General features: G+C 71.9%; 21 protein-coding genes. 10 read left to right on the top strand and 11 right to left on the bottom strand.

The genetic code is table 11. From position 1 onward, the window contains the following. Positions 1–12: 12 nt before the first annotated feature. From CU044_RS13785 to CU044_RS13800, 4 genes are all read right to left on the bottom strand, one after another. On the bottom strand, positions 13–1,632 hold the full coding sequence (locus tag CU044_RS13785) for an alpha/beta hydrolase (RefSeq protein ID WP_129768848.1): 1,620 nt from the start codon (positions 1,630–1,632) through the stop codon (positions 13–15). 370 nt (positions 1,633–2,002) lie between these two features. Next, positions 2,003–2,983, bottom strand: a complete 981-nt coding sequence (locus CU044_RS13790) for a TIGR04222 domain-containing membrane protein (protein ID WP_129768849.1) — start codon at positions 2,981–2,983, stop codon at positions 2,003–2,005. A gap of 5 nt (positions 2,984–2,988) precedes the next feature. After that, positions 2,989–4,341, bottom strand: a complete 1,353-nt coding sequence (locus tag CU044_RS13795; RefSeq protein ID WP_129768850.1) for a DUF692 domain-containing protein — start codon at positions 4,339–4,341, stop codon at positions 2,989–2,991. Positions 4,342–4,521: 180 nt separating this feature from the next. Next, positions 4,522–5,301 (bottom strand): DUF4142 domain-containing protein, encoded by a 780-nt coding sequence (locus tag CU044_RS13800; RefSeq protein ID WP_193563964.1) that lies wholly within the window; start codon positions 5,299–5,301, stop codon positions 4,522–4,524. A gap of 640 nt (positions 5,302–5,941) precedes the next feature. Between CU044_RS13800 and CU044_RS13805 the strand changes: the two genes are divergently transcribed. Next, entirely contained in the window at positions 5,942–6,919 is a 978-nt protein-coding gene (locus CU044_RS13805) for an STM4015 family protein (protein ID WP_129768852.1), read from the top strand. Positions 6,920–7,032: 113 nt separating this feature from the next. Here CU044_RS13805 and CU044_RS13810 read toward each other — a convergent pair whose 3' ends face one another. Next, positions 7,033–7,791, bottom strand: coding sequence for a peptidyl-tRNA hydrolase (locus CU044_RS13810; RefSeq protein WP_240045571.1), 759 nt, complete (start codon positions 7,789–7,791; stop codon positions 7,033–7,035). 95 nt (positions 7,792–7,886) lie between these two features. On the opposite strand from CU044_RS13810, the gene CU044_RS13815 reads away from it, so the two are divergent. From CU044_RS13815 to CU044_RS13825, 4 genes are read left to right on the top strand one after another with little or no spacing between them, the layout of a single operon-like run. Beyond that, complete coding sequence (locus CU044_RS13815) at positions 7,887–8,564, top strand: AIM24 family protein (protein WP_129768853.1); 678 nt, start codon at positions 7,887–7,889, stop codon at positions 8,562–8,564. A gap of 17 nt (positions 8,565–8,581) precedes the next feature. Then, on the top strand, positions 8,582–9,535 hold the full coding sequence (locus tag CU044_RS39030; RefSeq protein ID WP_193563965.1) for an ABC transporter ATP-binding protein: 954 nt from the start codon (positions 8,582–8,584) through the stop codon (positions 9,533–9,535). Beyond that, complete coding sequence (locus tag CU044_RS39035) at positions 9,532–10,200, top strand: ABC transporter (protein ID WP_193563966.1); 669 nt, start codon at positions 9,532–9,534, stop codon at positions 10,198–10,200. The genes CU044_RS39030 and CU044_RS39035 overlap by 4 nt, the downstream gene beginning before the upstream one ends. Positions 10,201–10,214: 14 nt before the next feature. After that, complete coding sequence (locus tag CU044_RS13825) at positions 10,215–10,415, top strand: hypothetical protein (RefSeq protein WP_129768855.1); 201 nt, start codon at positions 10,215–10,217, stop codon at positions 10,413–10,415. Between the two features lie 124 nt (positions 10,416–10,539). Here CU044_RS13825 and CU044_RS13830 read toward each other — a convergent pair whose 3' ends face one another. From CU044_RS13830 to zapE, 5 genes are all read right to left on the bottom strand, one after another. Then, positions 10,540–11,385 carry a polysaccharide deacetylase family protein gene (locus CU044_RS13830; RefSeq protein ID WP_129768856.1) on the bottom strand — a complete coding sequence of 282 codons (846 nt, stop codon included), beginning with the start codon at positions 11,383–11,385 and terminating at the stop codon, positions 10,540–10,542. Positions 11,386–11,523: 138 nt separating this feature from the next. Continuing rightward, positions 11,524–12,417, bottom strand: a complete 894-nt coding sequence (locus tag CU044_RS13835) for a PPK2 family polyphosphate kinase (RefSeq protein ID WP_129768857.1) — start codon at positions 12,415–12,417, stop codon at positions 11,524–11,526. Between the two features lie 97 nt (positions 12,418–12,514). Continuing rightward, positions 12,515–13,885, bottom strand: a complete 1,371-nt coding sequence (locus CU044_RS13840; RefSeq protein WP_129768858.1) for an alkaline phosphatase PhoX — start codon at positions 13,883–13,885, stop codon at positions 12,515–12,517. Between the two features lie 172 nt (positions 13,886–14,057). Further along, entirely contained in the window at positions 14,058–14,483 is a 426-nt protein-coding gene (locus tag CU044_RS13845) for an OsmC family protein (protein ID WP_129768859.1), read from the bottom strand. 154 nt (positions 14,484–14,637) lie between these two features. Further along, positions 14,638–15,735 carry a cell division protein ZapE gene (zapE, locus tag CU044_RS13850; protein WP_129768860.1) on the bottom strand — a complete coding sequence of 366 codons (1,098 nt, stop codon included), beginning with the start codon at positions 15,733–15,735 and terminating at the stop codon, positions 14,638–14,640. Between the two features lie 37 nt (positions 15,736–15,772). On the opposite strand from zapE, the gene CU044_RS13855 reads away from it, so the two are divergent. The 4 genes from CU044_RS13855 to msrB all read left to right on the top strand — a co-directional run bounded on the left by CU044_RS13855 (position 15,773) and on the right by msrB (position 19,225). Continuing rightward, positions 15,773–16,687, top strand: a complete 915-nt coding sequence (locus tag CU044_RS13855) for a pyrimidine reductase family protein (RefSeq protein WP_193563967.1) — start codon at positions 15,773–15,775, stop codon at positions 16,685–16,687. A gap of 153 nt (positions 16,688–16,840) precedes the next feature. Next, a complete protein-coding gene (locus CU044_RS13860; RefSeq protein ID WP_129768862.1) occupies positions 16,841–17,311 on the top strand; it encodes an indole-3-glycerol phosphate synthase in 471 nt (156 codons plus the stop codon). A gap of 58 nt (positions 17,312–17,369) precedes the next feature. Further along, complete coding sequence (gene murC / locus CU044_RS13865; RefSeq protein ID WP_129768863.1) at positions 17,370–18,773, top strand: UDP-N-acetylmuramate--L-alanine ligase; 1,404 nt, start codon at positions 17,370–17,372, stop codon at positions 18,771–18,773. Positions 18,774–18,817: 44 nt separating this feature from the next. Beyond that, positions 18,818–19,225 (top strand): peptide-methionine (R)-S-oxide reductase MsrB, encoded by a 408-nt coding sequence (gene msrB, locus CU044_RS13870; protein WP_030350719.1) that lies wholly within the window; start codon positions 18,818–18,820, stop codon positions 19,223–19,225. Between the two features lie 89 nt (positions 19,226–19,314). Here the strand turns inward: msrB and CU044_RS13875 are convergent, their stop codons facing one another. Next, complete coding sequence (locus tag CU044_RS13875; RefSeq protein WP_129768864.1) at positions 19,315–20,148, bottom strand: helix-turn-helix transcriptional regulator; 834 nt, start codon at positions 20,146–20,148, stop codon at positions 19,315–19,317. A gap of 116 nt (positions 20,149–20,264) precedes the next feature. On the opposite strand from CU044_RS13875, the gene CU044_RS13880 reads away from it, so the two are divergent. Continuing rightward, a complete protein-coding gene (locus CU044_RS13880; RefSeq protein WP_129768865.1) occupies positions 20,265–21,329 on the top strand; it encodes an aldo/keto reductase in 1,065 nt (354 codons plus the stop codon). Positions 21,330–21,347 lie beyond the last annotated feature (18 nt).

Here is a 21,347-nt window from a genome sequence, read left to right on the forward strand (position 1 = left end):
GCTCCCGCACGCTCAGAAACGAGCACCCGGATTGTGTCTTCTGTGCAGCTCGGCAAGTCTGTTGGCCGGTTCCGGTGACACCGGGTCCGGCTCCGCGTGCGGCGCGCACTCGGCGCGCCGCGCCGGCGTCCTTCCGTGCAGCAGATAGTCCTCGACGAGCGCGGTGACACAGGCGTTGCCGCCGCCCGACACGCCGTGCGTACCGGCGTCCCGTTCGGTCACCAGCGCCGAACCGGCCAGCCGCTCGTGCAGCTCCACCGCGCCCTCGTACGGCGTCGCCGCGTCCCGCTCCGCGGCCAGGATCAGCGTCGGCGGCAACTGGCCCGGCCGGGTGCGGACTTCGGCCGGACGCTGCCGGGGCGCGGTCCAGTAGGCGCACGGCAGGTTCGTCCAGACGTTGTCCCAGGTCTCGAACGGCGCGTGCCGCGCCAGCGCGGTGTTGTCGCGGTCCCACACCGCGAAGTCCGTGGGCCAGGGCGCGTCACCGCACTCGACGGCGGTATAGACCGCGTTGGCGTTCTCGCTCTCCGCGGCGCCGGCCGGACGGGGCGCGGCCTGCGCGATCAGCGGCTGCTGATTGCCCTTCAGATACGCGGAGAGGGCCGAGGCGCGCGACGGCCAGTAGTCGTCGTAGTAGCCCGCCCCGAGCATCGCCGCCTGGAGCTGCCCCGGCCCGACCTTCCCGCCGGCCGGCTTGTGCGCGACCCCGGCGCGTACCTTCTCGTAACTCCGCCGCACCGCCTCGGCGTCGGTGCCCAGGTGGTACGTCGCGTCATGCTTGGCCACCCAGGTACGGAAGTCATCCCAGCGCCGCTCGAAGGCGGCCGACTGGTCGAGGTTGTTGCGGTACCAGACCTGCTCGGGGTCCGGGTTCACGGCGGAGTCGAAGACCATCCGGCCCACGTGTGAGGGGAAGAGCGTCGCGTAGAGCGCGCCGAAGTAGGTGCCGTACGAGGCGCCCATGAAGGTCAGCTTCTGCTCGCCGAGCGCCGCGCGCAGCACCTCCAGATCGCGGGCGTTGTTCAGCGAGTTGTAGTGGGCGAGCGCCGAGCCGGCGCCGCGGGCGCAGCCCCGCGCGTATGCCTTGGCCTCGGCGATCCGCTCCCGTTTGTACGACTCCGAGGGGTGCACCGGGGACTGCGTCGGGGCTTTGCCGAAGTCCGCCGGATTCTCGCAGGAGAGCGGCGCGGAGCGGCCCACTCCGCGCGGTGCGTAGCCGATGAGGTCATACGCCTCCGCGATCCGCTTCCAGTGGGGCACCTCGGCGGCCATCGGGAAGTACATGCCGGAGGCGCCGGGGCCGCCGGGGTTGAAGACGAGCGCGCCCTGCCGCCGCTCCGGACTCCCGCTCGCGGGCACCCGGCTGACGGTGAGGCTGATCGTCCGGCCGTCGGGCTCGGCGTAGTCGAGCGGGACCTCGACCGTGCCGCAGACGATGGGGGCGGGCAGCCGCTCGGCCTTGGGGCAGGCGCCGAAGGTGATGCCGGTGGCGGCGGCGCGCTGGGCGGCGCGGACGACACCACGGGCCGCGCCGGCGGTGGCGTCGGCGCCGTCCGCGGGGGCGGCGACGAGGGCCGACAGGACCACGGAGCCGAGGGTGGCCAGTGCCCCGTATTTCGCTACTGCTCTCATCGCGTTCCCTTCCGTGCGTACGGATCGGAGAGTGATCCGCAGACAGAGGGTCAGCAGCGCGGCGGAGCCGGACAAGCATCCGTGCGCGGTGTCGGCCGCAATGACCCCGATGCGTCGTACGGCCACTCCGAAGGGTCTGAGGAGTGGCCGTACGGGACGGGATGTGCCGCCGGACCCAGGCCCTGTCTTCAAAGTCCCGCCTGCTCGGCGGCGTCCGGCACGCACGCTCGCGGCGTTGTCGGGATCACCCCAGTACGTCCAGTACTGGGGAGACCCTCCGCCTTGCGATCGCACGCACCGGACGCCGCCGAGCCCGCCCTCCGGACGGACGGCGCTACTTTGAAGACAGGACCTAGGGACCCCCCGCTCCTCACGTGCCTCCGCCGCCACCCCCGCAGCCTCCGCCTCCGCCGCCGCAACTGCTGCCGCCTCCGCCCCCGTCCCCGCCGGAGCCGCCGGAACCCCCGCCTCCGCAGGAACTCGCGCCACAGCCCGACCCCGAACCCCCGCATCCCGTACCCGATCCGGGATCGGCGCCCGAGCACCAGGCCACCACGCCGGCGGACATATGTGCCGCCGGCGTGAAGTCACGCCCAGGCCGCAGCCGCGCGGCGGTGCGCAACCGCTCCCGCAGCTCCGGGTCCGGCACCCCCGCCACCCCGTGCGCCGCGACCTGGTGCGCCGCCGAGGCGTCGGTGTACGCGAGCCCCGCGACGAAGCCGCGCAGCGCCCGCCGCCCCGCTCCGGTGATCCGCCGCCCGGCGAAGGCCGCGCAGACGAACCCCGTGATCGTGCCCCCGAACAGGACCGGCAACAGCGCGAACGCCCACATCCCACCCGGACCGGACCCGGAGGAGCCGAAGGCCGCCAGCGCGCCCGCGATGAACGACACGGGCAGGGCGATGAAGCAGAGCACACCCTGAGTGACGCCCCAGGTCCGCCACGGGCGTGTCCGCGCGCGGGGTGCCACCAGCCCGCGCGCCGCGAGCGCGTCGCCCACCTGCTGTACGGCGGGGGCGCGCATCACCGCGAGGCGCAGCGCGTGCAGGGCGCCGCTGGGCGCCATGGCGTGCTCCTGGAGCACGGCCTGCTCCACCGGGTGGTGGGCGACGGGCCGGATGACGGCGACGATCCCGGGGCCGCCGATGGCCAGCCGGCCGTCCGCCCGCATCCCGGCGAGCGCGGCGTCCACGACCCTGCCGGGACCGCCGCCGAGGAAGGCGGCCTCCCACACGTCATGGACGGTGGGAGTGCCCGTCACCCCGCCGCGCGAGCGGATCACCCCGGCGATCAGCAGCACGGACGAGACGGCGACCGCGAGAGGGACCGCGGTGAGGAGGAACGTCGTCACCGCCCTCACCTCCCGGCCAGCGCGGCGCGGGCCACGCGGAAGAGTCGGGTCGCCCGGCGCGGTGGCCGCGAGGCGGCCCGTTCACGCCACCAGAGAGTCAGCCGCCGGCGGGCGGCGGAGTCCTCGGGGCGCCTCTCGATCAGCAGGCTCTCGGCGAAGTCGAGCGCGTCGCGGCGGTATCCGGCACGCATGGGCGTGTGCGCGGCGTACGCGAGGAACGCCGGGCGGAAGCCCTTGCCGAGGATCTCCGGCAGCTCGGGTGCGATCTTGGCGACGACCCCGGCGCGTTTGGCGGCGAGGGCGCGGCTCTGGACGCGCAGCCGCCGCGGATCGAACCCCTCGGGTGCGGGTGTACCGGCGACCAGCGAGGAGAGCAGGGCGGCCTCACCGAGCGCGAGCCGGCCGCGGGCCGCGTCGGTGCCGCCCGCCTCGCGCTCCTCCGTAACCGCCGCCGCCGTCCCCGCTCCTGTCCTCGCTCCCGTCCCCGTGCCCGCTCCTGTCGGCGGGCGCGGAGACGCGACGGCCGCCGCGGCCGTGATCGTCTCCCGGATCGTGGTGAGTTCACCGGCCAGCTCCGCCGCGGGCGGGAAGTCGTCGTCCCGTTCCAGCAGGACGCCCGGCGGGGCGACCCGTGCGCGCAGCTCGGCCAGTACGTCCAGTACCGGCGCGGTGACCGGGTGCGCGTGCGTGTCGTGCCAGACGCCGTCGCGCTCGATACCGCCCGCGACATGGACGTACGCGATGGCCTCGACCGGCAGTTCGTCCAGGGCCTTCGCCGGGTCCTCGCCCCGGTTCACCTGGTTGGTGTGCAGATTGGCGACGTCGATCAGCAGCCGTACGCCCGTGCGCCCGACCAGCTCCGCGAGGAACTGTCCCTCGCTCATCTCCTCGTCGGGCCAGCTGATCAGCGCGGCGATGTTCTCCACGGCGAGCGGCACGGGCAGCGAGTCCTGGGCGATGCGTACGTTCTCGCAGAGCACGCGCAGGGCGTCCCGGGTGCGCGGGACCGGCAGCAGATGACCGGCTTCCAGGACGGGGGACGCGGTGAGCGCCCCGCCGGCCCGTACGAACGCGATGTGCTCGGTGACCAGGGGGGACCCGAGGGTCTCGGCGCGCTCCGCGAGATCCGCGAGCCGCCGCGCGTCCGGACGGTCCGCTCCGCCGAGGCCGAGCGAGACCCCGTGCGGTACGACCGTGACGCCGCGTTCCCGCAGCCGTACCAGCGAGTCGGGCAGATGGCCGGGGCAGATGTTCTCCGCGACGGCCTCGACCCAGTCGACACCGGACAGCGCCTCGACCGTGTCCGCGATCTCCGGGCGCCAGCCGATGCCGATCCCCAGCTGTGGTGTGTCGTTCATGGCTCCCCCTCCTCGGTGTCCGAGGTCGTCCCCCGTCCGCCGTCCGCGACGGGCGCGGTGCAGAGGTGATGACCCCGCGGCGCGCCGGTGAATCCGCAGAGGGGGACGTTCAGAGGATGATTTGAGGTTCCACGGCGGCGCCGGGTCTCCCGGCGCCGGGTCTCACGTGCGGACGGGTTTCTACGGATCGGTCCCCGGCGCCGGCCGGTTGGTGTTGATCGCCGTCGGGGCGCCCGGCTGGGTGGAGGGCCGGGAGGTGAAGGTGTCGTTGCCGGAGGGCGCCACGGCGTCCGGCGCGGGCGGCAGATTCCCGTTCGGGGGCGGCGGTCCGGTCGGGCTGGCCGTCATGGTGCCCGCCGCCTCGTTGGCGAGCGTGTCGAAGTCGACCATGCCGGTGGCCTCCAGCATGGTGATGTGGTCCAGGACCGTCTGGTTGGCGTCACTCGCCAGTTGCCGTATCAGCGTGTTTCTGGTGGTGTGCCGGACCTGCGCGATCAGCGCGAAGACCTTGCCGTGGGCATTGCGCAGCAGATTGGCGAACTTCCGCTCGTACTCCTGGCCGGTGGCCGCCGACAACTCCCGTAGCCAGCCCTGCTGCTGCTCGTTCGGCTGGTTCGGCAGCTCGACCCCGAGCTTCGCCGCGACATTGCGGGCCCGCTTGTCGAGATCGGTGTGGCCGACGACCAGATGGTCACCGCACTCCTTGATCGCCTGGCTGGGGGCGCGCTCGATGGCCTGCTGCCCGGCCGGCAGCTCCCAGAGTCCCGCAAGCCGCACCTTCACCAGGAGATCGCGGTCCGTCGCGGAGAGCGGGCCCCACTGGGTGGCCACACTGGACGCGTTGAGGTTCGCCTGACCGGTACCGGAGCGGTCGGCGTACGACCAGACGGGGAAGGCCAGGGCCCCGACCGTGACGACCAGCGCCGCGATGATGAGCGCCGTACCGTTGATGCGTCGCAACAATGTGCTGCCTCCCGAACCGAATGACGACTCCGCTGAACCAACCGCCGACCGACCTGCCGGTCAACCCGCTTCGCGGTACTGGGAGATACGGACGCCGCGGCCGGAGCGTTCAGCTCCGCGGCGCCGGATGATCAGCGGCGCGCCCTCGCCGGGGCTCCTTTTCCTCTCCGAGCGCTCCGTTCCCTGCGCTCCGTTCTCTTCCCGTCGGCGTGGAGCGTGGAGCGTGGCGCGTGGCGACGGTGCCACGGGGGAAGACTGGCTGCCGGACAACGGGCCCATGCGGGCGGGACGGGACAACGGGGGGCCCGGCCGGTCCGGCGATCCTCCACGTCGTCTCCCACCGACAGCCGGGCGCGCGACGCCAGGGCGGACCGGACCGACCGTTGCCATCGAGTCAGCGCGCAGGTGCGGTGAGCAGTTCGCGGGACCCGTGCGGCGGGCGGGTTCGCCGCGTGGCCGTGGAAGAGACCGTGGTGCGACAGGCCTCCGTGGGGTTCCCGGTGCGGCCGCGCAACGAGCCCCGCTCACCGGCTCATCCGCTTCGTGCGTGTTGCCGCCGCTCACCGCCTCGGTGTTGTCGGTGAGGCTTGATAGGTCTTTGAGCGATGCCCGTCCGCTGGATCCTGGAGCCAAGCGCATGACCCGAGTCGACCGTATGAGTGAGTGGGGCGGACTGCCCACCTTCGAATTCCCCCTCCTTGAGGAGGAACTGCCCGCGTCCCTGCCCGACGCCGACGCCGTCGCGTGGCGCATATCCGTCGAGGACTACTGCGAGGTCGAGTTGGGGGAGTGGGCGGCCACCTTCGTCCGCTTCGCCGAGGTGGTGGATCTCTCGCGCGTCCAGGCACTCCTCGTCGGCATCTGGCCCCAGGCAGCCGTCCCGGACGACGACGAGCCGAACACGGAAGCCATCGACGCGCTGGTCGCCGCGGCCGACCGGCTTCCCGCGCTGCGCGCGCTGTTCGTCGGCGACATGATGTACCAGGACTGCGAGATCTCCTGGATCATCAACAGCGATGTGACCCCGCTGCTGCGGGCCTTCCCGCGGCTGGAGGAGTTCGGAGTGCGCGGCGGTTCGTCCCTCGCCTTCCCGTCCCAGCGCCATGACGCGCTGCGCCGCCTGATCATCGAGACAGGCGGCCTGTCCAGGAAGGTCGTACGCGGTGTGGGGGAGAGCGACTTCCCCGCCCTGGAGGAGCTGGACATCTGGCTCGGCCATCCTTGGTACGGAGCGGACACCGAAATATCCGACCTGGCGCCGTTCCTGACCGGATCCCGGTTGCCCGCGCTGCGCCGGCTCGCCCTGCGCAACAGCGAGATCCAGGACGGGATCGCCCTCGCCTGCGCCTCCGCCCCGGTCGTCGCCCGGCTCACCGATCTGAACCTGTCCATGGGCACGCTCGGCGACGAGGGGGCGATGGCACTCCTGGAGGGGCAACCGCTCACCCACCTCGCCAAGCTGGACCTGCACCACCACTACATCGGCGAACCGGTGGCCGAGCGGATCCGGCAGGCGCTGACGCCCTACGGCGTCGAGGTCGACCTGAGCGAAGGGCCGGAGGAGAGGAGCCGGGAGGACGAGGACGGGAGGCGGTACGTCGCCGTGTCGGAATGACCTCCCGCCCGGCTGCCGTCCTGGTCGGCCGCGCGGTCGCGGGCACGGCGGACCGGTACGCGGCGTTCCGGCCGTCGGCTACACGCGGGTGAGCGAGCCCGCTCGGGGCTCGCTCACCGCTCGCGCTCACGCGGGAGGGGGCAGAGGCGACTGCCCCCTTCGGCCACCACGGTTCTCCCGGGGGCGATCTCGGTGAATCCCGCGTCATGGACCACCGGCAGTCCACTGGTGGTGAGTTCGCGCCAGCGCGCGGCACCCGACGTACGTACGGCGAGCGGGAAGCCGGCCTCGCGCCACGCCTTGCGTTCCGTGTCCGACAGCTCCCACCAGGCGAGTTGGGCGCCGTGCCCGGCCTGGGCCATGGACTTGCCCGCCGACATGGCCAGCTCGGGGCTGAACCAGAGCACGGGCAGCTCCGGGTCCGGTGCGGGCGGTGCCCCGGCGTCGTCCAGCTCGGTGCCGGAGACCTGGAGCTTGGCCAGTTCCTTGGGCCAGCCGTCGAGCGGGATGGGAGGGAAGACCCGTACCTCGGCGGTGGACGACGTCTCGGTCGTGGGCCCCGTGCCCAGGACCGTGATCCCGGGGAGCGCGGAGGCGCGGCGCCACTCCGCGCCGCGCGCCCTCCGCACCACCTTGCGGATCCGGGCGTCCTGCCACTCCCGTACGGCCCTTGCCCACTCGCCCTCGCCCTCCGACCGCTCGTCGGAGAGCATGAGGAGCACCGCGCGGGCGGCCGTCTCCAGGGCGTCGGTACGGGCGGGCGGCGCGGCCTTCTCGATCCGGACCACCAGCGGCAGTACGAACTGGGGAGCCTCGTCGCGCGAGGTCCGGTCGGGTACGTGGTCGCCGCGGTCGCTGATGTCACTGCTCACGGGTCCAGTCTGCCAGCAGCGCGGGTCCCGCCTTCCTGGGTTCTTGGGCAAACCCTTCTTGGCGGAACAGGCGCGTCCGGGTGAGTATGCACGGCATGAAGAGCGATCTCTTTTCCGACGAGTACCTGGCGCAGCCGGCCACCGCCCCCGGGATGACGCTGCAGAACTCCAAGTCGATCAAGTACGCCGTCCATGGCGAGATGTACGCACGGCAGGGATCCATGATCGCCTTCCGCGGCAGCCTCCAGTTCGAACGCAAGGGCCAGGGCATCGGCGGCCTGCTCAAGCGGGCCGTCACGGGCGAGGGCCTGCCGCTGATGACGGTCAGCGGCCAGGGGGAGGCGTGGTTCGCGCAGGAAGCCGCCAACTGCTTCATCGTCGATATCGAGCCGGGCGACGCGCTCACCATCAACGGCCGCAACGTGCTCTGTTTCGACCCGACCCTCTCGTACGAGATCAAGACGGTGAAGGGCGCCGGGATGACCGGCGGCGGGCTCTTCAACAGCCTCTTCACCGGCTACGGGAAGCTCGGCGTCATATGCGAGGGCAGCCCCATCGTGATACCCGTCACGGGCCAGGCCCCGGTGTACGTCGACACCGACGCGGTCGTCGGGTGGAGCGCGCAGCTCAGCACCTCGCTGCACCGCTCGCAGTCCGTCGGCTCGATGATCCGCGGCGGCTCGGGCGAGGCCGTCCAGCTGATGCTCCAGGGCGAGGGCTTCGTCATCGTCCGGCCCAGCGAGGGCACCCCGCAGAAGGCCGCCGCGCACTGACGGGGCCCGGCTTCTCCATGGTGAGGAATCTGCGGGGCGTGGGCCGTCGTTACGGCCTCCGGGGACCCTGGGTGGTGCGGGGCATCGATCTCGATCTGGCGGCAGGCACCCTGGTGCGGGTCGAAGGCGCCAACGGCAGCGGGAAGTCCACCCTGCTGCGGCTGCTCGCCGGCATCGACACGCCGACCGAGGGCCGGCTGACCGGCCGCCCGCGGACCGCCTACGTTCCCGAGCGCTTCCCGGTCTCGCTGCCGTTCACGGCCGGTGGCTATCTGGTGCGTCTGGGCCGGATCCACGGGCTGCGGGGCACGGTCGCCGAGGCCCGCGCCGCCGAGTGGCTGGAGCGGTTCGGGGCGGCAGGACACTTCCGTACCCCCATGTCCCAGCTGTCCAAGGGGACCAGCCAGAAGGTCGCGGTCGCGCAGGCGCTGCTGGCCGGCCCCGAGCTGCTGGTGCTCGACGAGGCATGGACCGGGCTCGACGCGTCGGCCCGTACGGAACTGGACCGGGCGGTCGCAGAACGCGTCGCGGCGGGCGGCACCGTCGTGTTCGTCGACCACGACCCGCGGCGGCTGGCGGGGGCCGCGGACGAGGTGTACGCGGTGGTGGACCGTGGGCTGGAGCGCCGTACGGACGAGACCCCCGCCGCCGCACACGGACCGCGCGTACGGATCGTGGCCGAGGGCCCGCCGGGGGCGGCGCCGCCCGTCGGACTGCCGGGCTCCCCGGCGTCCGTACCGTGCCAGGACGGATCCGTCCTGCTGACCGCGCCGGCCGTGCACTCCGACGCGCTGCTTCGGGCACTGCTGACGGCGCGCCCGCCGTGGCACATCAGGGAGGTACGCGCCGCGGCCGAGCCGCCGCCCGCCGCCGCGGCCCCCGTCACGACTCCTTCCGGTACGACGGGTTCGGGCACGCTGTCCTCCGGGCCGGCTTCCTCCCCCATGACAACGAGGCACTCCTCCGCATGACCGCCCTGCTGCGCTATCAGACCGCCCTGCTGCTGCGCTCGCAGCGCTGGCTGCCGCCGCTCCTGCTGTACGGGGTCTTCCTCGCGGTCGGGGTGCGGCCGGGGCAGCCGGTCCTGGACTCGCTCGGCTACACGGCCGCGGCGCTGCTGCCCGTCACCGCCTGGCTGGTCCGGATCTGCGTCGCCCAGGAACCGCCGGCCGCCCGTGCCGTCACCGCCGCCGCGAAGGGAACATTCCGGGCCCATCTCGCCACGCTGCTGGCCGCCGTGATCGTCGCGGGGGTGCTCGGGACGGCCGCCACGCTGACGGTCACGGTGATCAGCGAGCCGAAGAACGCGGACCACACGGTCGAGGTGTCCCGGCTCGCCGCGGGGGGCGCCGGACTGCTGGCCGCGGCGGTCTGTCTGCTGCTCGGGGCGGCGGTGGGAGCGCTGTGCGCGAGACCGCTGCTGTCCGCCCGGGGCTGGTCGCTGCTCGCCACGCTGCTGGTCGTCCTGCTGGCCCTGATCGGCACCGGGTCTCCGGCGAAATACGCGATCACCGGGCTGGTGACAGGCTCGCGGACGGGCGTCGTGCCGGTGCCGGCACTGCCCTTCGCCGCCGCCGTGCTGCTGGCCGCGGCGGCGGGCGCGGTGGCCTGTGCGGTCGCGACGCGGCGGAGCTGAGTACGCTCGCCGGTATGGCGGAAGACGTGGTGGCGGACGTGACGGACGACGCGGTGGACGACGTGGCGGAAGCCCGCGAGAGGGCCGAGGAGGCCGCGTACGCGGACTGCGTCCTGTGCGGGAAGCCGACCGAGTACCCGGAAACGGTCAAGGGCGCGACGCTCTGTCCCGTCTGCGAGTGGCAGGAGGCCCAGCGGACGGCGTGCTCGGGCTGACGGCCTTCCCGCGCTCCTTTCCCCCGCCTCCCGCCCCTCCGTCCTCCGCCTTCCCGCGCTCCCCGGGCCGCGCCCACCCTCCCCCTCACCCCCACCCCCGGCACCCCCGGCCGCGCCCTGTCGGTCAGTGGCTCATCAGCTCGGAGACCTTGACGAACCGGTAGCCCTGCTTCCGTAGCTCGGGGACGATCTGCTCCACGGCCTCCTCCGTCGCGGGCGCCGCGCTGCGCGTGCAGTGCATCACCACCAGCGACCCGGGCTTCACGCCCTCCAGCACCTGCTGCGCGACGGCCTCCGCGTCCGTGGCGAAGGCGTCGCCGCTGACGACGTCCCACTGGACGGCGGTCACCTTGGAGGGCGCCAGCGCCCGCAGCGCCGTGTCGTCGTAGCAGCCGCCGGGGAAGCGGAAGTACGGCACCACATTGCGCGCCCCCGCCTCGCGGAACGCGGTGAACGCCCGCTGCACGTCGTCGTTCATCTGCGTCTCGCCGACCCTCGGCAGCCCGTAGCAGTCGGCCGTGAAGGCGTGGTGGCTGTAGGAGTGGTTGGCGATCTCGAAGAGCGGGTCCTCGCCGATCTCCTTCGCCTGCGTCGGGTACTCCTCGGCCCAGCGGCCCGTCATGAAGACCGTCGAGGGCACCTCCAGCCGCCGCAGCAGGGCGATCAGCGAAGGGTTGTCGAACCGCTCGCCGCGCGCCGCCCGGGTTCCCTGATCGGCCGTCATATCGGCGTCGAAGGTGAGTGCCACGGTCTTGCCCGCGGCCGGGTTCCCCCGCTTGAAGACCGGGGTCAGCCCGCCGGGGCCGGGGGCCAGGGTCGGCGGCGACTTCCCCGCCCCGGGAGTGGAGGTCGCGGCGGCGCGCGCGCCGGAGGAGCCGGAGGTCACGGCCTTGCCGGCGCCGTCGGCGCAGCCGGCGAGCGCGGCACCCAGAACGGCGACGGTGGCGATAATACGTACATATGTGGTCACTCACGGAAAATATATGATGATCCACCCGGAATGGTCGCACGGCACTCGCCCGCGCTGAACTGGCCCCGTACGGCGACGCTTGGGATCACGGTGACGCCGGGATCAGGGTGGCGCCCGGGATCAGGGTGGCGCCCGGGATCAGCCCGTCGCCAGCAGCTGCCGGCGGCTCTCCTCGACGTCGAAGCCGGCCTCCGGATACTCCGGGTCCAGCGCCTCCAGGTGTTCGAGCAGCAGCGTGCTGATCGCCCAGTTGCGGTACCACTTGCGGTCCGCCGGGACCAGGTACCAGGGGGCTGCCGCCGTCGAGCAGCGGTGCAGGGCCAGTTCGTAGGCCTCCTGGTAGGCGGGCCACAGGGCGCGGTCCTCGATGTCGGACGGGCTGAACTTCCAGTGCTTGTCCGGGTTGTCCAGCCGGGCCAGGAGGCGGTCGTGCTGCTCGTCGCGGCCGAGGTGGAGGAAGACCTTCACGATCGTCACGCCGTTGTCGGCGAGGCTCTGTTCGAAGCGGTTGATCTGGCCGTAGCGGCGGCCCAGATCGCGGCGGGGGACCAGTTCCCGTACGCGGGCGATCAGGACGTCCTCGTACTGCGAACGGTCGAAGATCCCGAGCTCGCCCGGCTCGGGGAGGGCCCGTCTGACGCGCCACAGGAAGGGGTGGCTGCGCTCCTCCGGGGTCGGGGTCTTGAAGGCCCTGATCCGGCAGCCCGCCGGGTTGAAATGGCCGATCACATGTTTGATCGTGCCGCCCTTGCCGCTGGTGTCCATGCCCTGGAGGATCAGCAGTACGCGGTGCCGGCCGCCCGCCGTGCTGGCCGCGTACAGCCGCTCCTGGAGACCTGCCAGACGCTGCGCCAGCGGAGGGACGGCGGCGAGCGCCGCCGCCTTGTCCGCCGGGCCGCCCGGGGTGGCCCGGGAGTCGTACGAGGAGAGGTCGACGGGCTCGCCCTCGGGGATGCGCAGCAGCTCACGGAGCGCCGGTGGCGGCTGTTGCCGCTTCCCGGCTGTCTTGTCCTTCTTGTCCTTCTTGGCCACTGCGCACCCCTTAGGTCGGCTCCTCAGGCTCCTTAGAGGGTGCGTCGGATCGGGGCGTTCTGCGACCGCTGACGCCGCCGGGGAGGGCTGCTCCCGGCTACTCCTGCCAGGGGCCGGTCACCGCGAAGGTCGTCCCCGGCGTATAGCAGTTCACGTACATCGTCGCGCCGTCCGGCGAGAAGGTGACGCCCGCGAACTCGCCCCACTCGGGCTCCTCCGCGGTGCCGATGTTCTGGGCGCCTCTGGCCAGCGCGTACACCTCGCCCCGGCGGGTCACGCCGAACACATGCTGGGCGCCTCCGCCGTCCTCGGACACCATCAGGCCGCCGCTCGGCGCGAGGCAGATGTTGTCGGGGGACTCGCCGGGCAGCTGGATGTCCGTGTCGGGGCCGAAGACGATCACCAGCGTGAGCCGGCGCCTCTTCGGCTCGTACTTCCACACCTGCCCGTAGTGGTCCGCGGCCGAGCCCTCCGCGCTGCGCGCGAAGCTCGATACGAAGTAGACCGCGTGCTCGCCCCAGTAGCAGCCCTCCAGCTTCTGCGCGTGGGTGATGCCCCTGGGCCCGAAGTCCTGGAGCCGGATGGGGGTCTCGCGCGCCAGCGGGTCGGGTACGGGGACCCATTCCACCCGGTCGAAGGAGGTGCCCGGTTCCTGGACGGCCGACAGGTCGGGCACCCCGGGCACCCGCATGGCCTCCAGGTCGCCGCCCGCGCGCAGCGATCCGGTCCCGCCGTGCGGCTTTTGGGGCAGGAAGCGGTAGAAGAGCCCGAACGGCCGCTCGAAGGCGTCCTCCGTCTCGTAGACGATGCCCGTGCCGGGATCGATCGCGATCGCCTCGTGCTGGAAGCGGCCCATGGCGGTCAGCGGTACGGCGCCGGTGCGGCGCGGATCGGCGCCGTCGACCTCGAAGATGAAGCCGTGGTCCTTGGTGTAGCCGTTGGTTCCGGCTCTGTCCTCGGTCTCCTCACAGGTGAGCCAGGTACCCCAGGGGGTGGGGCCGCCCGCGCAGTTGACGGCGGTTCCGGCGAGGGCGACGCGTTCATCGAGGACGTTGTTGCGGCCGTCCAGCTCCAGCGCCGTACAACCGCCCTTGCCCATCGGGTCGTAGGTGAGGCCGGGCACGGCGGGAACGGGGATCGCGGCGGTGGCGCGGTTCTCGTGGTTGCGGACCAGACGCACGCGGCCCCGGCGGCCCGGGAGGGCGGCCATGCCGTCGTGGTTGCTGGGGACCCCGCCCTCGCCGGAGCGCAGCGGATCGCCCTCCCTGGAGAGGACCTTGTAGCGGAATCCCCGGGGAAGATCGAGCAGGCCGTCCGGGTCGGTGACCAGCGGCCCGTAGCCGCGGCGGCCGAGTCCCTGGGCGGCGGCGGGGGTGCCGGAGAAGAGCTCGGAGAGCGCTCCGCTGAAGGTGATACCCACGGCGGTGGCGCCGGTGCGGGCGAGGATCTGACGTCGTGTCGCGGACATGAGGCAACTCCCTGTTGGCGGACAGGAAACGTGACCCGCATGTGTGTAGCACGTGTGGTGTGACACGTGAACCACGCGGGTCACGGCGAGGGCGTGTTGCGAATGTGGCGCCGTCCGCCCGCGGCGCGGGCGGACGGGACGTTCGCAACACGCCCTCGCCTCAGGTGTCGCGTCAGGCCAGCGACGCGCTCAGCGTGATGGTCGTGCCGGTGAGCGCCTGGCTGACCGGGCAGTTCGCCTTGGCGTCCTCGGCGGCCTTCTCGAAGTCCGCCGCGTCGATACCCGGGACCTCGCCCTGAACGGTGAGGTGGATGCCCGTGATGCCGGTGCCGGGCTGGAAGGTGACATCGGCCTGGGTGGTCAGCCTGGTCGGCGGCGTGCCGCCCTTCGTCAGACCGTTGGAGAGCGCCATCGAGAAGCAGCTGGAGTGGGCCGCCGCGATCAGCTCCTCCGGGCTGGTCTTGCCGTTCGCCGCCTCCGCGCGGGAGGGCCAGGAGACCTCCTGGTCGGCGATGCCGGAGGAGTCGAAGGTGACGGTGCCCGTGCCCTGGAGGAGGTTGCCCTCCCAGACCGTGTGCGCCTGGCGCGTGGTGGCCATGGTGGAACCCTTCTGCTTGGTCGTGGTGATACGGGTGTGAGTACAGCAGACGCGATGACGCGCGGTGTTGCGGCGCCGAGGTGTCGCGGCGTCGGGTTGTCACGCCGCCACGGCGCGTACGGCCTTGCGACGCTGCGGAGTTACGCCCCCGAACCTACTGGGCGACCAGTCCCTTCGCGTCCCGGGCCAGGGCCGTCAGCCGCGAGATCGCCCGGAAGTATTTCTTCCGGTAGCCGCCGTTCAGCATCTCTTCACTGAACAGCCGGTCGAAGGGGAGCCCGGAGGCGAGCACGGGCACCTCCCGGTCGTACAGCCGGTCCGCGAGGACGACCAGGCGCAGCGCGGTCGACTGGTCGGGCACCGGCGCGACCCCCGTGAGGCAGACGGCCCGCACCCCGTCCGTGAGCGCTCCGTACCGGCTCGGATGGACCCGGGAGAGATGTTCGAGCAGCCCGGGGAAGTCGTCGAGGCTGGCGCCCTCGGTCGCGTACGCGGCCCGGGTCACCTGGCCGTCGGAGTACGGGACGGGCGCCGCGGGCAGTCCGCGGTGCCGGTAGTCCTCACCGTCGATGCGCAGCGGACGGAAGCGCGCGGACAGGCCCTGGATCTCGCGGAGGAAGTCGGCGGCGGCGAACCGGCCCTCGCCGAGCTTGCCCGGCAGGGTGTTCGAGGTCGCGGCCAGTGCCACGCCCGCGTCGACCAGCTTGCCGAGCAGGGTGGAGACCAGGACGGTGTCGCCCGGGTCGTCCAGTTCGAATTCGTCGATGCAGAGCAGCCGGTGGCCGCTGAGCGTCCGCACGGTCTCCTGGAAACCCAGCGCGCCGACCAGGTTCGTCAGCTCCACGAACGTGCCGAAAGCTTTCTGCTCAGGAGCGGCCGGAGTGGCGTGCCAGAGCGACGCGAGCAGATGGGTCTTGCCGACGCCGTAGCCGCCGTCCAGATAGACACCGCGCGGACCGGTGGGCGCCACGGGCTTTCTGGCGAACCAGCGCCGCTTGCCGTGGCCGCCGCCGGCCGGATGCGCTCCGCCGAGCCCCGCCGCGAACGCGCTCAGGACCGAGACCGCCTCGGTCTGACTCGGCTGCTGGGGGTCGGGTACGTACGTGTCGAAGCGTACGGAGTCGAAGCGCGGCGGGGGCACCATCTCCGCGACCAGCCGGTCGGCGGGGACATGTGGCTCACGTGCGCAGAGGGAGAGCGGGGCCGCTTCGGTTATCGACTGACGGCCGGACGCCGTGGTGGAGGACGACACAGTTCGTAACTCTATGCGCCATGCCAGACTGCTTCGCATGCGACGCCTGTTCCCTGTGACCGATCAGACACACTCCGCCGCTGGTTCCGGAGCCGATTCCGGAGCGGATTCCGGGGCTGGTTCCGGGGTGGATCCCGGCGCGGACCGTGACTGGACGCTCGACGAGCTGGCGGACGCCTACGCGTACCCCCGCACCGCAGGCACAGGCACAGCCGCAGGCACTGGCGCAGGCACCGGCAGGGGCGCCGAGACCGGCACGAGCACCGGCACAGGCACGGGTGGCGGCGCACGGCCCTGGCTGCGCGCCAACATGGTGTCGACGCTGGACGGCGCCGCCCACCACGAAGGCCGTTCGCAGTCCATCTCCTCACCCGCCGACATGCGTGTCTTCGGCACCCTCCGGGCGCTCGCCGACGCGGTGGTGGTGGGTGCGGAAACGGTTCGCCTTGAGGGCTACCGGCCCGCTCGCGCCCGTGCGGCCTTCGCCGCGCGCCGGGCGGCGGCCGGTCAGGCGCCCGCGCCGGCGATCGCCGTGGTCAGCGCGAGTCTGGAGCTGGACTTCACGCTGCCGCTGTTCGCCGCCCCCCTCGTCCCGACGCTCGTCCTGACCGGCGCCGCGGCGCCTCAGGAGCGGATCCTCGCCGCGGAGAAGGCCGGCGTGGAGGTGGTGATCGCCGGGGACGGCCCGGGAGCCGACCCGGAGCGGGTCGTGCGCGCCCTGGCGGATCGCGGACTGTTCCGGCTGCTCACCGAGGGCGGACCGCGGCTCCTCGGACAGTTCGTGGCGGCGGGGGTGCTGGACGAACTCTGTCTGACCGTGTCTCCGATGCTCACTTCGGGGTACGCGCAGCGCATCGCGGGCGGGCCGGCTCCCGCCGTGCCCGAACGGTTCGCGCTGGCGTCGCTGCTGGAGCAGGACGGGTTCCTCTTCAGCCGGTACCGGCGCGCCTGATCCACCCGGGATCCGCGTGTCTGACAATCAGCGGAATTTGTCGTTCCGGTTAGCTTCCGCTGGGCAGACTTACTGCACAGACCCCGTGCGGGCACGGGGAAGGATGGTTTCAGCAGTGGGCCGCACGGCCCTGGAAGAAGAAGGGCGCCTGTCGTGTTCACAAGCGTATTGATGATCGAGAAGCCCCTGTCGCGGGAGGACGTGGAGTTCGTCACCACCCTCCACGGCGACGAGGAGATCTCGTTCGTGGTGCTCATGCAGCCGCGCGGCGACCAGGCGGATCTGCTGCTGCGCGCCATCGACGACATCGCGATCGGCGAACTGCGGGACGCGACCAGGGAGGACGAGGTGCTGGAGGGCAAGGAAGCGAGACGGCCCGCCGAACTCGCTCTCGAACACTCACTGGCGGCGCTGCGCGCCCAGGGGTCCGCCGCCTCCGGCCAGGTCGTGGAGGAACATCCGCTCGACCGGCTCAAGGAGGTCGTGGACGAGTCCGGGGCCGATGAGGTGATCGTGCTCACCGAGCCGCACTACGTGGAGGAGTTCTTCCACCGGGACTGGGCGTCGCGGGCGCGCCACAAGGTCGGCGTACCGGTGCTCAAACTCTTCGCGCACAGCGAATAAGCTGGGGTTCCCTACAGCTGCACGCTGTACCCCGCCCGCACCTTGGGAGAGAACACGTATGGCACCGGCACCCGGTATCCCCGCCGCCATGGAACGGCCGCACTTCATCGGTATCGGCGGCGCCGGAATGTCGGGTATCGCCAAGATCCTCGCCCAGCGCGGCGCCAAGGTCGCGGGCAGTGACGCGAAGGAGTCGGAGACCGCCGAGGCGCTGCGGGCGCTGGGGGCCACCGTGCATATCGGCCATGCCGCGGAGCACCTCGCGGACGACGCCTCGTGCGTGGTCGTCTCCAGCGCGATCCGGGCCGACAACCCCGAGCTGGCACGGGCCGCCGAGCTCTCCGTACCCGTCGTGCACCGCTCCGACGCGCTGGCCTCGCTGATGGGCGGGCTGCGCGCGATCGCCGTCGCGGGCACCCACGGCAAGACCACCACGACCTCCATGCTGGCCGTCGCCCTCACGGAACTGGGTCTCGACCCGTCGTACGCCATCGGCGGCGACCTCGCGGGGCCCGGCACGAACGCCCGGCACGGCGAGGGCGGGATCTTCGTCGCCGAGGCGGACGAGAGCGACCGCAGCTTCCAGAAGTACGACCCCGAGGTCGCGATCGTCCTCAATGTCGAACTGGACCACCACGCGAACTACGCGTCGATGGACGAGATCTACGAGTCGTTCGAGGCGTTCACCGGCAAGATCGTCCCCGGTGGCACGCTGGTGATCGCCGCCGACCAGCCGGGCGCTGTCGAGCTGGCCTCCCGGGTCCGGGGTTCCGGCCCGTTCAAGGTCGTCACCTACGGGGAGGCCGAGGGCGCCGATGTACGCGTCCACAAGGTCACCGCACGCGGTCTGACCAGCGAGGTCACCGTCCTGCTCGACGGCCGCTTCCTGACCTTCACCGTCTCGGTGCCCGGCCGGCACTACGCGCACAACGCGGTCGCCGCCCTCGCCGCCGGGATCGCCCTCGGTATTCCGGCGCACAATCTGGCCTCGGCCCTCGGCGCGTACACCGGGGTCAAGCGCCGGCTCCAGCTCAAGGGCGAGGCGGCGGGCGTGCAGGTGATCGACTCGTACGCGCACCACCCCACCGAGATGACCGCCGACCTGGAGGCGATGCGGGCCGCCGCGGCTCCCGGCTCCCGGCTGCTGGTGGTGTTCCAGCCGCATCTGTTCTCCCGTACGCAGGAGCTGGCCACGGAGATGGGCCAGGCCCTGGCCCTCGCCGACGCCTCGCTGGTGCTGGACATCTACCCGGCCCGCGAGGACCCGCTGCCCGGTGTCACCAGCGCCCTGATCGTCGACGCGGCCGGGAAGGCGGGCGCCGACGTCACGGCCGTCCACGACAAGGGAGCCGTCCCGGAGGCGGTCGCGGGAATGGCGCGCCCCGGTGATCTCGTTCTCACCATGGGCGCCGGCGATGTCACGGACCTCGGTCCTGACATCCTGGCCCGGCTCGGGGACTGACCCGCCGGGGCGGCCGGGCCCGTCCGACCGACTGAGGAGAGCGCATGCCGTACGACATCGACAAGCCGGACGAGCAGTGGCGCGCGGAGCTGACCGACGCGGAGTACCAGGTACTCCGCAAGGCCGGCACCGAGCCCGCCTTCACCGGCGAATACACGGACACCAAGACGACCGGCGTCTACTCCTGCCGCGCGTGCGGCGCCGATCTCTTCCGGTCCGACACGAAGTTCGAGTCGCACTGCGGCTGGCCGTCCTTCTACGACCCGAAGGACACGGACGCGGTCGAGCTGATCGAGGACCGCTCCCACGGCATGGTCCGGGTCGAGGTCCGCTGCGCGCGCTGCGGCTCGCACCTCGGCCATGTCTTCGAGGGCGAGGGGTATCCGACCCCGACGGACCAGCGGTACTGCATCAACAGCATCTCGCTGCGGCTGGCCCCTGACGAGAGCTGACGCGTCCGAGGCACGGTGTGGACGGCTCCGTCAGGCCCTGCCGGGCCGGGGCCGTCCGAGGCCGCCGTCCGCAGGCGGGGCCGTCCGGATCACCGGGTGCACAACCGGTCCAGTGCCGACTGGCTCTCGTCGTCCGCGGCACGGAAGATCACCAACCGGTGATCTTGATCCTGAAGCGGCACGAGCACTTCGAAGTGCAGCGCGATCACACCGACGTCAGGGCGCCGCATCACCTTGTGTCCGCGGCCGTTGGCCTTGATGTCCCGCTCTGCCCACAGTCGCGCGAACTCCTCGTCATGAGTGATGAATTCGGCGATGCGGTCGGTCAGCGCCCGATCCTCCGGATGCGCGGCCCACGCGGCGCGCAGGTGAGCGACCCCCTCCCGCACGACGCGTTCCCGGTCGACGTAGAACTCGCGTGTCTCCGGATGCATCAGGCACAGCCACATCGAATTGCGCTGCGCCGGGGGCAGGGTGTCGAAATCCAGGAGCAGCCTCGTCATTTCGTGGTTCCAGGCCAGGATGTCGTACCGGTGGTTCATCAGCATGGCCGGCAGCGGTGACAGGTCGGTGACCAGCCGGGCCAGCGGCGGCGCCGCGGTGGTGGCGGGCCTGTCGGCGCTGCGGGGGCGCTGCTGGGCCAGGTCGAAGAGGTAGGCGCGTTCGACGGGGGACAGGCGCAGCGCCCTGGCCAGCGCCTCCACCACGTCCGCCGAGGGCCGCAGTCCCCGACCCTGCTCCAGCCGCACGATGTAGTCGACGCTGACCCCGGCCAGTTCGGCGACCTCCTCGCGGCGCAGTCCCGGGGTCCGCCGGGCCTGCCGACGCGACGGCAGACCGAGATCGCGCGGGTCCAGCCGTTCGCGCCGGATCCGCAGGAACGCGGCCAGTTCCTGTGTGGTGTCCACGGTGTGGGTCGTCATGGTCGTTCCAACAGCCAGGGTAGGACTGGCGTTCCCAGGAACCTCTTTCCCTTACCCATGGATCGCGGCGGTCGCAGCCTTGTTCTCGACAACGGATCACGAGAACAGGAGACATCATGTCCCTCACCCTCGACACCTACCGGCTGCTGGGCCGCTCCGGGCTGCGGGTCTCACCGCTGGCGCTGGGCGCGGCGACGTTCGGCACCGATTGGGGCTGGGGCGCCGAGCGGGACGAGGCGCGCAAGCTGTTCGACCTCTACGTCGGGCGAGGCGGCAACTTCATCGACACCGCCAACACCTACACCAAGGGCAGCTCCGAGCGCCTGCTGGGCGAATTCACCCGCGGCCGGCGCGAAAGCCTGGTGCTGGCGACGAAATACACGACGCTGCGCAGCCCCGGCGACCCGAATTCCGGGGGCAGCCACCGCAAGAGCCTGTTCGCTTCGGTGGAAGCGAGTCTGCGACAGCTCGACACGGACTACATCGATCTGCTCTACCTGCACGTGTGGGATTTCACGACACCGGTCGAGGAGATCCTGCGCGGCATGGACGATCTGGTCCGGCAGGGGAAGATCTTGTACGTGGCGATCTGCAACACCCCGGCCTGGCAGGTGTCGCGCATGCAGACGATCGCCGACCTGCGCGGCTGGTCGCCGCTGGTCGCGCTGCAGATCGAATACAGCCTGATCGAGCGCACCGGGGAACGTGACCTGATCCCCATGGCACGCGAGATGGGACTGGGGGTGATCCCGTACTCACCCCTGGCCGGCGGGGTGCTCACCGGCAAGTACAGCCGCGACGACCTGACCGCGACGGACCTCGCGTCCGACGACAGCAACCGCAAGAGCTTCAACCGCGCCCTGGGCACGGTCACCGAACGCAACCTCGCCATCGCCGATGTCGTGAAGGAGGCCGCCACGGAGCTGGGCCGCACACCCGCCCAGGTCGGGCTGGCCTGGGCCCTGCGGCGGCCGGGCGTGACGGCACCGATCATCGGCGCCCGCACCCCCGCGCAGCTGGAGGACAACCTGGGCGCCCTGGATGTCGACTTCACCGCCGCCCAGCTGGCCCGCCTCGACGAGGCCAGCGCGACGGGACTCGGCTTCCCGCACGACATGCTCGCCAGTGACCACGTCCGCAAGGTGACCGCGGGGGACCTGAAGATCGAGACCCGCCGCTGATACCGCACGGGCCCCGAG

Source organism: Streptomyces sp. L-9-10, from assembly GCF_004151105.1.
Classification (GTDB): domain Bacteria; phylum Actinomycetota; class Actinomycetes; order Streptomycetales; family Streptomycetaceae; genus Streptomyces.